This is a genomic window from Streptomyces sp. SID5910, assembly GCF_009862125.1.
Taxonomy (GTDB): Bacteria; Actinomycetota; Actinomycetes; order Streptomycetales; family Streptomycetaceae; genus Streptomyces.
The window spans coordinates 1-11,180 of sequence record NZ_WWHX01000090.1 but is presented as its reverse complement, the minus strand read 5'-3'; the positions used below and the strand labels follow the sequence as shown (position 1 = coordinate 11,180).

Below are 11,180 nucleotides of genomic sequence, written 5' to 3'. Positions count from 1 at the left end.
TCTGGGTCGGCAGGTCGAAGGCGACCGACAGACCCATCGTGCCGTTGGCGATCAACTGCTTGTAACGGGCGTTGGACTCCGTCGCCGTACCGAAACCCGCGTACTGGCGCATCGTCCACGGCCGGCCCGTGTACATCGACGGGTACACGCCCCGGGTGAAGGGGTACTGCCCCGGTTCGCCCAGCTTCTAGGCCGCGTCCCAGCCCTGGAGGTCGTCCGGCCCGTAGACCGGTTCGATGGGCAGCCCGGACTCGCTGGTCCGAGCACTGGCCGACTCGCGCGCCATTCTGAGGGGATCCTTCCTGGAAGACATTCGCCCCGCCCTTCACGTGACTGGCCTGCTACTCGGCTACGTATGTCCGATAGATCCAGCCGTAGACACGCAGGGAGCACCCGTCGACCTCTCGTACTTCTGACGTCGCCTCGAAGTGCTCGTAGCGGTTCTCGACGTTGAGTTTGACCCGGTCGGTGAGCGGTTCCACCTCGTGCATCCGCTGGCCCTCGGGAATGTCTTTCCCGCCCGCCAGGAAGATGTTGGGCTCCGCAGCACGGTCGCCGTCGCTTCGCAGAATGTTGTTGGAGTGGGCCTGAGCAGTGGTGAGGATGGTGCTGGTCATGTGCGAGTCCTCTCATGCAAGGGCACTGTGGACAGCCGAACCGGCGGGGGAGGGAGTGGGCAGCCCGACGGGTGGCACTGCCGGATTGGAGGGTGCGGAGGTCCCGGGCGCATCAGTGCGCACGGGAACGTTGCGGCCACGAGGGCGCTGCATAGAGCCGGCCGCGACTTGGCTATATCGACTGTTGCCGAATCAGAAATCAGCTTGGCGTCGATCTATGGCGGGTGTCAACCACTTGCCGAGACCCAAGTGCAGCGCATCCTTGGGGACTACTGGCGGTGCCCTCAGGAGATCAAGTCACACCGAGACGCCCCGAAGCGCAGCCGGGGCAGACACAGGAGCAGGCAGCACGACGAGTGAGCCACCACCCTCGACGGACCGCTGGCCGCCTGGGGCGTCACTACGGGCCAGGGCATGCACAGCACGCAGAAATCACATGGCGCGGCAGATGTCAGCCGCGCAGACCAGGCCCGATGGATACTCCGTGATGCGGATCAGTCGCGGGTGGTAAGAAATCCGGACAGGGCAGCGAGCACCGACGGGGCGAGTCGGTAGTAGACCCAGGTGCCGCGCCGCTCGGACAGCAGCAGACCGGCCTCGCGGAGCTTCTTCAGGTGATGGCTGACCGTGGGCTGGGAGACGCCGACGTCGGCGATGTCGCACACACAGGCCTCCCCGTCAGGGTGGGAAGCAACCTTGGAGAACAGCCGCAGCCTCACCGGATCACCCAGCGCCTTGAACATGGCGGCGGTGACCTCGGCCTCCTCGTCGGTGAGCTCCCGGTCCGTGAGGGACGGGCAGCACGGTGGAGCGGAGGCGGTGGCCGCCAACTGCGCTAGCTTCGACATGCATCTATGTTGACACTCGTTTCGTCTCCTGCCAAGATCGATTGATTCGATGAGCGTCTAATCAGCACTGGGGGCACGACAAGCATGCGTACCGCCGATACACAGGCAGCTCGCACGAGGACGGCCGTCGTCACCGGAGCCAGTAGCGGCATCGGGGCGGCAACCGCGCGGGCGCTGGCTCGCGAAGGGTTCGAGGTCGTCCTGACGGCCCGCCGGGCCGACCGCCTGGAGGCCGTCGCCAAGGAGATCAGAAACGACGGGGGGACGGTTCAGGTGTTTCCCCTGGACGTGACCGACCGGGAGGCCGTCCTTGCCTTCGCCGCCCAGGTTCGGGCATGTGACGTGCTGGTCAACAACGCGGGTGGAGCCTACGGAACGGAGCACATCGAAAACGCCGATCCTGGTGACTGGCGGTCGATGTACGAGGTGAATGTCGTCGGCGCCCTGCACATGACCCAGGCCCTGCTGCCGGCTCTGAAGGCCTCTGGTGACGGGGTGGTGGTCGTGATCTCCTCCACCGCGTCGTTCACCTGCTACGAAGGAGGGGGCGGATACAGCGCCGCCAAGCACGGCGCCCACGTACTGGCCGAGACTCTGCGTCTGGAGGTGTGCGGGGAGGCTTTGCGGGTGGTCGAGATCGCTCCTGGGATGGTCCACACCGAGGAGTTCTCCCTGAATCGCTACCGCGGTGACCTGGACAGGGCGGACGCCGTCTACGCGGGTGTTCCGGACCCGCTGGTCGCCGATGATGTCGCCGACGTGGTGACGTGGGCGGTGACCCGGCCGCCTCATGTGAATATCGACCTCCTTGTGGTCCGCCCCAGAGCACAGGCGGCGCAGCACAAGGTGCACCGCATCACCTGACCAGACTGCCGACCGGTCGTCCCTCCCCAGGGCGGGGAGGGGCGACCGGTCGGGGCGGTTCAGCAGCCGGGGGCGCCGGGTGCGTCGAACATGTCGGCGGCGTAGGCGGCCAGCTGCAGGGCCGCGGTCTGGTCGATGCCGAGCTCCGTCGCGGCGGACAGCACGGCGTCCGAAGCCGTGGCAGAAGTGCCCAGGTGCTTCGCGGTGACATGGAGAAGCTGCTCGTGCTGATCCTTGGTCAACCCGAGGCGCAGGGCGAGTGCCTCTCCCCCGGCAGTCACCGAGCACACTCCGGTCTCGGGCAGCTGCAGCTCGACCGACTGAGCCGCTTCCAAGTCACCGGCCAGCGCGGCGGCGATGGAGCGAACCTGCTCGTAACCGGTGAGCATGAGGAAGGTCGGAGCCCGGCCGTAGCTCTTCATACCCACGGCGTAGTAGCCCGGTTCGGGGTGGGCCAGCTCGCGGTAGCCGTGCGGGGTGACGGTTCCGCAGGAGTGCTGGTTGGGGTCGATGAGCGGGGCGAGCGCACGGGGCGCGGACATGATCGGGTCGAGCTCCAGGCGCAGCTCGTCGACGATGCGGTAGTCCGGCCGGAAACCGGTGGCCGCGACGACCCGGTCGGCGGTAACGCTTCGCTCGGTGCCGTCCAGGGCCCGGGAGACGAGCTCCACCTGGTCGTGCGAGGGGTCGTCGCCCAGGCGGCGGACGGCGTGGGTGCGGAAGTTGGCGGCAAGAGTCACGCGGCCGGTTTCCACGAGCATCTTCAGACCGGAGCCGATGGCGCCTCGTGCGGGCAGCTCGTCGTCACTGCCACCGCCAAAGGAGGCGGCCGGGTCGGCGCCCCTGATGGCCCAGGTGATGGTGGTGCCCGGTGCGGTGTCGGCCAGCTCGGCCAGGGCCAGCAGAGTGTTGGCTGCCGAGTGGCCGGCGCCGACCACGACGGTGTGCCGGCCGGCGTGCTGGTCGCGGTCCGCTCCGAAGACGTCGGGAAGGCCGTGGTTGATCCAGGCGGCGGCGTCCTTCTCGCCGTGGGCGGGCAGGCCGTTCGCACCGACGTGGTTCGGCTGACGCCAGGTGCCCGAGGCGTCGATGACGGCGCGCGCCAGTACCTCCTCACCGTCGGCCAGGCGCAGGACGAACGGCGCCGCGTCCCGGTCGGCGGTGCGCAGACGGTCGATGCCCAGCCTGCTGATGGCGGTGACCTCGGCGCCGTAGCGGATGTGGGAAGCCAGCGCGGGAAGTTCGGCCAGCGGCTGAAGGTACTGCTTGACGAGGTCCCCGCCCGTGGGCAGGGCGGACGCGTCGGGCTCCTCCCAGCCGGCGGCCGCGAGCAGTCGTCGGGCAGCGGGATCGGTGTTGAACTCCCATGGGCTGAAGAGCTGGATGTGGGACCAAGCCTGCACGGCTGTCGCCGCAGCGTCTCCGGCTTCCAGGACGACGAAGGGGACGCTGCGTTCGGCCAGGTGCGCGGCGGCAGCCAGCCCGACGGGGCCGGCGCCGATCACGGCGACTGGGAGGCGGTCGGAGCCGAGGTCAACCACTGTGCGGTGTCCTTTCACGAAGGGAAGAGCGGCAGTCAGGCATCTCGCGTGGGATCGGACGAGGAAGCCGCGGGATCCTCTGCGGTGTCCGCCTGCTTGTGCTGTTCGCTGCGCTCCGCAGCCCGCCGCCGAAATTCAGCGATCGCGGCACAGCAAGAGCCGGCCTGCTCAGCGTCGAGGCCGACGGAATCACTCATCGGAATCGGCTCCTGTCGCGGCGGCTCGGAGGGCGACGCGAACGAGCGCATCACAACCGCCTATATAGATAAACAACGAATCAGAGTCCCACCTTCACCCTTGCTTCGATGAATGTCAACCTCATGCCACAGCCTGCCACAGTGTGACGAGCGTCACCTCGCGCCGCGTTGCGCGGGCGACCCGCGTCGGGTCAATCTCGATACATGTCGAAACAGCGGGGGTAGTGGCGCCAGGGCACCCGCCCAGTGCCACAGCGACATCGGGAAGCAGCGGCTGTGCCGATAGCCGCGCCCGACCCGTGAACGGTCAGTGCGCTCGCCCCGCACGTGATCGCTCAGTCGACGGACCGGCTCCTTCCCGCCTCACTCTCGTTCTGTCCTCGGTGCGATCGCCCGCCACCGGACCGGCCCAGCTGCCGGTCTGCCGCGCCCGCACCGCAGTTCCTTCCGTGCTGCTTCACCAGTGAACGGCTTCGTCATGCCCGGAAGGACATTCATGCCTCACGACTCCACCCGCGCGGCTGGGACGGCCAGTGAACCGATCGCCATCATCGGCATGGCCGGACGGTTCGCCGACGCCACCAGCCTTGAACAACTCTGGGACATGTTGCTCCAGGGCCGCGACGCCATCACGGACATCCCGCCGGACCGCTACGACGTCGACGCCGTCTACGACCCCACGCCCCGCACGCCCGGCCGCACGGTGAGCCGGTGGGGCGGCTTGCTCCACGACATCGACGCATTCGACGCGGAATTCTTCGGCATCTCCCCCCGGGAGGCCGATCGCATGGACCCCCAGCAGCGGCTCCTCCTGGAGGTCGCCTACGAAGCCCTCGAAGACGCGGGTCAGCCCCTGCCCCGCATCGCGGGCACCGACACCGGCGTCTTCATCGGCCAGCTGGGCGGGGACTACTGGCATCTGCAGTACGACGACCGCGATCAACTCGACCTGTACGCCATGACCGGTGCGGCCGCCCGTGCCATCACCTCCGGCCGTCTGTCCTACGCATTCGACCTGCGGGGGCCCAGCTTCACCGTCGACACCGCCTGCTCCTCCGCGCTCGTGGCCGTCCACAACGCCGTCCAGGCGATCCGGCTCGGTGAGTGCCCCCTGGCGATCGCCGGCGGGGTCAACCTCGTACTCCTGCCGGAAGAGGGCGTCGTCTACTCGGGCGCCGGCATGCTCGCCTCCGACGGCCGCTGCAAGTTCGCCGACGCCTCGGGCGACGGCTTCGTCCGCAGCGACGGCATCGGAGGCGTCATCCTCAAGCCGCTGTCGGCCGCTCTCGCCGACGGAGACCGCATCCGGGCGGTCATCCGCGGATCCGCCGTCGGCAACGACGGCCAGAGCAGTGGCTACCTGGTCACGCCCGCCGTCGAAGGCCAGCGCGACGTGCTGCGCCGCGCCTACGCAAACGCCGCCGTGGACCCCGCCGACATCGACTACATCGAGGCCCACGGCACCGGCACCAGCGTCGGCGACCCGGTCGAACTGCAGGCCCTGGCCGACATCGTCGGCGCCCGGGCCTCGGACGATCGCTGCCCGGTCGGCTCAGTGAAGACCAACATCGGCCACGCCGAGGCAGCCGCCGGAATCGCCGGTCTCATCAAGGCCGTGCTGTGCCTGGAGAACAAGACGATCCCGCCCAACCTGCACCTGAAGAACCCCAACCCCGCCGTCGACTGGGCCAACCTGCCACTCGCCGTGCCCACCCACGCCACCCCTCTGCCGCAGCGGGACCGGCCGGCCATTGCCGGGGTCTCCAGCTTCGGCTTCTCCGGAACCAACGCCCACCTCGTCCTCGAAGCCGCCCCCGAGCCGCGCACCACCGCCCGCGACACAGCTCCGGATGCGCGCAGCGAGCTGCTGGTGTTGTCCGCGCTCAGCCCCGAAGCCCTGTCCGAAGCAGCCCGCAGCATGGCCGACCACCTTGAGGGCCCCGGGGCGCGCCAGAAGCTGCGGGACATCGCCCATTCCGCGGCGCTGCGCCGTACCGCTCACGACGCCCGCCTCGCCCTTCCCGTCCAGAGCCACGCCGAGGCCGCCGCCGCGTTGCGGGGGTTCGCCGACGGTGACAACGAGCCCGGCCTGTCCTTCAGCGACTACACCGACTCCGAGGCGACGCCACGGGTCGCGTTCGTGTTCCCCGGACAGGGCTCGCAGTGGCCAGGCATGGGCCGCGAGCTCCTGGACAGCGAGCCGGTCTTCCACCAGGCCATGTGGGACTGCGACGACGCCATCAGGACGGAGAACGGCTGGTCGGTCATCGAGCTGCTGCGCTCGGCGGATGAAGAGCGGCTCAAGGAACTCGACGTCATCCAGCCCACCCTCTGGGCCATGGAGATCGCCCTGGCCGAACTCTGGCGCTCCTGGGGCATCGAACCGGACGTGGTCATCGGCCACAGCATGGGTGAGTCCGCCGCCGCCTACATCGCCGGCGCTCTCTCGCTCTCTGACGCCGCCGCGGTGATCTGCCGCCGCAGCCGACTGGCCAAGCGCCTGTCCGGCCGCGGCACCATGGCCTGGGTCGCTCTCCCCGCCGACGAGGCAGCGGCAGCGCTGGTCGGTCACGAGGACACGGTGGCCGTAGCCGCCATCAACAGCCCCACCTCCACCCTTCTGTCCGGTGATGGTGAGGCTCTCGACCAGGTACTGGCCGGCCTCGATGCGCGCGGTGTCGACAATCGGCGGGTCAACGTGGACTTCGCGTCGCACTGCCCGCAGATGGACGCGCTTCAGGAGGATCTGCTCTCCGAGCTGTCCCACCTCACACCGCGGGCAGGCACCATCCCCCTGCACTCCACCCTGCTGAACGAGGTCATCGACGGCTCCGGCATGAACGCCGAGTATTGGGTGCGCAACATCCGCCAACCGGTCGACTTCGTCGGCGCGGTAAAGGGCCAGCTCGACCTCGGCGACACCGTGTTCGTCGAAGTCAGTCCTCATCCGCTGCTCGTGTCAGGAATCCGCGAGACCAGCCGCATGGCCACCGGCGCCGACACCACCGCGGTCGGCAGCCTGCGCCGGCACGCGGACGAACGCGGCTCCCTACTCACCTCCGCGGCCGCCCTGCACACAGCCGGTGCCCGTCTCGACCTCGACAAGCTGACCGTCGACGGGAGCTACGTAGCCCTGCCCACGTATCCGTGGCAGCGCACCCGCCACTGGATCAGTCCCAGCCCAGCCCGTCCCGCGGCCGCCCCCGCGGCACCTGCCGAGCCTGCATCGGGTAGGGAGCAGGCGACGCACCCGCTGCTCGGTAAGCCGTCACCCACCGAGGGCGCGACCCGCACCTGGCAAGGTCCACTTCGGCTCGCCGACCACCCCTACCTGCGCGACCACTGCATTCAGGACACCATCATCCTGCCGGGCACCGCCCACCTGGAGCTCGTCAGCGCTGCCGCACGTACCGAACTGGGATCCGGAGCGCTGTCGGTGAGCGAGGTGCGCTATCACCGGGCCCTCTTCCTCGACGAGGACGGGCCCGCACCAGAGGTCCAGGTCACTGTCACTCCGCGCCCGGACTCCTCGCTTCACTGCCGCATCCTCAGTCGGGAATCCGCCGACGACGACTGGGTTCTGCACACCGAAGCAACTGCTCGCGCGGTGGAGGGCGACACTCCGCGAGCGGGCGAGTCGCTCCAGTCCATTCGTGCCCGCCTGCCCCAGCACCAGGACGCCGGCGACTTCTACGCGTGGAACGCCGCCCGCGGAAACCAGTGGAACGGCACCTTCCAGGGCATCACCGAACTGTGGCGCGCCGACGGCGAGGTCCTCGCCCAGCTGTCCTGCCCGGCCGCGCTCCTCGACGGACTCGCACAGCACCACTTCCACCCGGCTCTCCTGGACGCGAGCGGACACGCCATGGCTGCCGCCCGTGAGCTGACTGCTCCCGGTGACGAAGGCGTCTTCGTCCTCGGCGGCATCGACGAGGTCCGCTTCTACCAGCAGCCGCCCGCCTCCTTGTTCAGCCACGCCAGGCTGCTGCCATCCCCGCGCGAGGACTCGTTCACCGCCGACATCGACATCCGCGCCGACGACGGCCGTCTGATCGCCCAGATGCGCGGACTGCGCCTGCAGTACCTGGCCGGCCACGCTCCCGCCCTGCTCAACCCCCGTACCGAGGATTCCGTGACGCCATCCCGCACCCCCGGCTCCCCGGCTGCCCCGGCCAGCGACGACCGCGACACCTGGCTGCACGCACTCACCTGGGACGAAGCTCCCCTTCCCGCTCCAGCGACGGGCGCCACCGACCCCGACGGCTTCTGGTTGCTGTTGACCGACAGCGGGCCCACCGGGCGCGCCCTGGCGCGTGAACTGAACGGCCGCGACCAGCGCGTCGTCGCCGTCACCGCCGGCGCGGGCCAGCTGTCCGGGGGCGGCGACCGCTACCGCATCGACCCCGCCAAGGAAGAGCACTACCGCGAGGTCCTGACCGATGTCGCCCGCTACGGCGCCTGCCGCGGCATCATCCATCTGTGGGCCCTGGACGCCCAGACCGGCCTGGACGCCACACCCACCGAGATCCACCGCACCCAGGTGCTCGCCGCGCACAGCGTCCTGCACCTGACCAGGGCCCTGGAGAAGGAACCACTCGGCCACCCCCCACTGTGGCTGGTCACCCAGCTCGCCCAGGCCACCGGGACCGGGGAACGGGTACGCCATCCCTTCCAGGCCATGTCGTGGGGGCTGGGCCGCACGCTGGCTGCCGAGGCACCCGCGCTGAACCCTCGCCTGGTCGACCTCGACCGTTCCCCGGCCAGTGTCCCGGCCCTGGCGGAGCAACTGCTCCACCCCGACCAGGAGAACCAGGTCGCGTGGCGCAACGGCCGGCGCCTGGCAGCCCGGCTGCGCCCCGCGGCGGCCGCCACCCCTCCGCCGCAGGCGCTGTCACTGCCTGCGCCCGGCGTCATCGACGACCTGCAGCTGACCGCGGCCCCCTCGCGCGGCCTCGCCACGGACGAAGTCCGTATCCAGGTCAGCCACGCAGGGGTCAACTACCGCGACGTGCTCCTGAGCCTGGGCATGTATCCCGGACAGGACGACAGGCCGCCGGTGATGGGCTGGGAGTGCGCCGGCACGGTCAGCGAGACCGGCTCGGGCGTGACCGACGTCGCGGTGGGCGACCAGGTCATCGCCTTCGCCGAAGGGGCCTTGGCCTCCGAGGTCGTCACCCGCGCCTGCCTCACGGCACCCAAGCCGGCCAGGCTGACCGCGGCCGAGGCCGCGACCCTGCCGGCCGCCTACCTCACCGCCTACCACGCCCTGCACGACATGGCCCGCCTCGAACGGGGCCAGAAGATACTCATCCACACCGCGACCGGCGGCACCGGCCGGGCCGCGCTGAACGTCGCCCGCTGGAAGGGAGCCCGCGTCTTCGCGACCGCCGGCAGTGACGCCAAGCGGCAGCTGCTGACCGAGCTCGGCGTGGAGCAGGTCGCCGACTCCCGAAGCCTTGCCTTCGCCGACGCCTTCAAGCCGGCTGTCGCAGAGGGCTTCGACGTCATCTGCAACACCCTGGCCGGGGACGCCATCGAGGCGAATCTGTCCCTGATGGCCCCGTACGGGCACTACCTGGAACTCAGCAAACGCGACATCCTCGACAACAACGCGTTGCCGCTGGGTGCCTTCGCCCGCAACCTTTCCTTCCACGCCATCGACGTCGTGCACATGATCCAACACGCGCCTGAACGCGCTGGCCGTGTCCTGCGGGCCGCTGCCGCCCTGGTCGACGAGGGCGCGCTGGAGGCACTGCCGCACACCGTGTACCCGGTCGAGAAGGCCGCCGACGCCTTCCGGTTGATCGCTCAGGCCCGGCACACCGGCAAGATCGTGCTGTCCTTCGACCAGCCATCCGTCACAGCCGACGGCCCACGCGGCCGCTCGGTCACCGTTCACGCCGACGGTACCTACCTGGTCACCGGAGGTGCGGGCGGCATCGGCGGACAGCTGGCTCTGTGGCTGGCCGACCAGGGCGCCCGCCACCTGCTGCTCACCGGCCGCAGTGCGCTGCCCGAGCAGGACACGGCAGAGAACGAAACTCATCCGCAGGCCGCCGCCGTCGCCGTGCTCCGGCAACTGCGCGAGCGCGGGGTGAACGTGGCGTACAGGGCTGTGGACGTCGCCGATGCCCAGGCCATGCGGGCGATGCTGGAGTCGCGACGCCGCGCGGGGATGCCGCCTGTGCGTGGGGTGTTCCACGCGGCCGGGGTCATCGACTACACCCTGCTCAGTGACATGAGCGGCGCCGAGATGGATCGAGTCCTGGCGGCGAAGGTCTCTGGGGCGTGGAATCTGCACCGGCTGCTGCGCGAGGAGTCGGTCGAGGCGTTCGTCCTGTTCTCTTCCGGCTCCGCACTCCTCAGCTCCCCCATGCTGGGCGGGTACGCGGCCGGGAATGCGTTCCTCGATGCGCTGGCGCACCACCGGCATGCCCAGGGCCTCTCCGGCACAGTCGTCAACTGGGGGTTCTGGGACAGCGTCGGGATGGTGGCGCGCAAGGAGCAGGAGGAAGAGCGCACGCTGCTGCCGCACGGCATGACCTCGTTCAGCCCGGACGACGGTCTGTCGGTGCTGGGCAGGATTCTGGCCGAAGGCAGGCTCCACACGGCGGTGTTGCCGGCGGACTGGCGGGCTTGGGCCCGCGCCTACCCGAGCGCCGCTGCTGCCCCTCTGGTGCAGCACCTCACCAACCGTGCTCAGTCGGCGGACCCGACTCCCGCTCCTGAGCAGCAGAACACCGAACCCCGCCCGTCGCCCCAGGTCACCGAGCCTGACATGTCCCGTCGGGTCGCATCCGCGCCAGCCGCGGCTCCGGCCGCCTCTGCAACGGTCGCCGAGCCCCCGGCTACTGACCGGATCGCACCGCAGGCCACCGCTCCTGCACAAGCAGCGCCCAGCACCGAACTGCTCGACTTCCTCAAGGATGAGGTCGCGGTCGTGATGGGGCTGCGGCCCGAACGCGTCAACATCAACCGACCGCTGAACCGGCTCGGCATGGACTCCCTCATGGCCGTCGAACTCCGCAACCGCGTCGAACGCCGCTACCAGGTCAAACTGCCCATGGTGCAACTCCTCAAGGACGGCACCATCACCACCGTCGCCCAAGCCCT

Annotated in this window: 5 protein-coding genes and 1 pseudogene; 2 read left to right on the top strand and 4 right to left on the bottom strand. The window is 69.6% G+C overall.

All coding sequences use genetic code 11. From position 1 onward, the window contains the following. The 3 genes and pseudogenes from GTW67_RS03510 to GTW67_RS03500 form a co-directional block, all read right to left on the bottom strand. A pseudogene (locus GTW67_RS03510) lies at positions 1-286 on the bottom strand (methylmalonyl-CoA mutase family protein); the annotation flags it as partial. 55 nt (positions 287-341) lie between these two features. After that, positions 342-617: a DUF5988 family protein gene (locus GTW67_RS03505; RefSeq protein ID WP_161163317.1), complete on the bottom strand. Its 276-nt coding sequence runs from the start codon at positions 615-617 to the stop codon at positions 342-344. A gap of 494 nt (positions 618-1,111) precedes the next feature. Further along, entirely contained in the window at positions 1,112-1,465 is a 354-nt protein-coding gene (locus GTW67_RS03500; RefSeq protein WP_042799404.1) for an ArsR/SmtB family transcription factor, read from the bottom strand. Between the two features lie 84 nt (positions 1,466-1,549). Between GTW67_RS03500 and GTW67_RS03495 the strand changes: the two genes are divergently transcribed. After that, positions 1,550-2,329 (top strand): SDR family NAD(P)-dependent oxidoreductase, encoded by a 780-nt coding sequence (locus GTW67_RS03495; protein WP_161163316.1) that lies wholly within the window; start codon positions 1,550-1,552, stop codon positions 2,327-2,329. 59 nt (positions 2,330-2,388) lie between these two features. On the opposite strand, the gene GTW67_RS03490 is transcribed toward GTW67_RS03495, so the two are convergent. Beyond that, a complete protein-coding gene (locus GTW67_RS03490; RefSeq protein WP_161163315.1) occupies positions 2,389-3,870 on the bottom strand; it encodes an NAD(P)-binding domain-containing protein in 1,482 nt (493 codons plus the stop codon). Between the two features lie 693 nt (positions 3,871-4,563). Here GTW67_RS03490 and GTW67_RS03485 point away from each other — a divergent pair. Next, positions 4,564-11,180 (top strand): type I polyketide synthase (locus GTW67_RS03485; protein ID WP_161163314.1); only part of this gene is annotated, 6,617 nt, incomplete at its 3' end.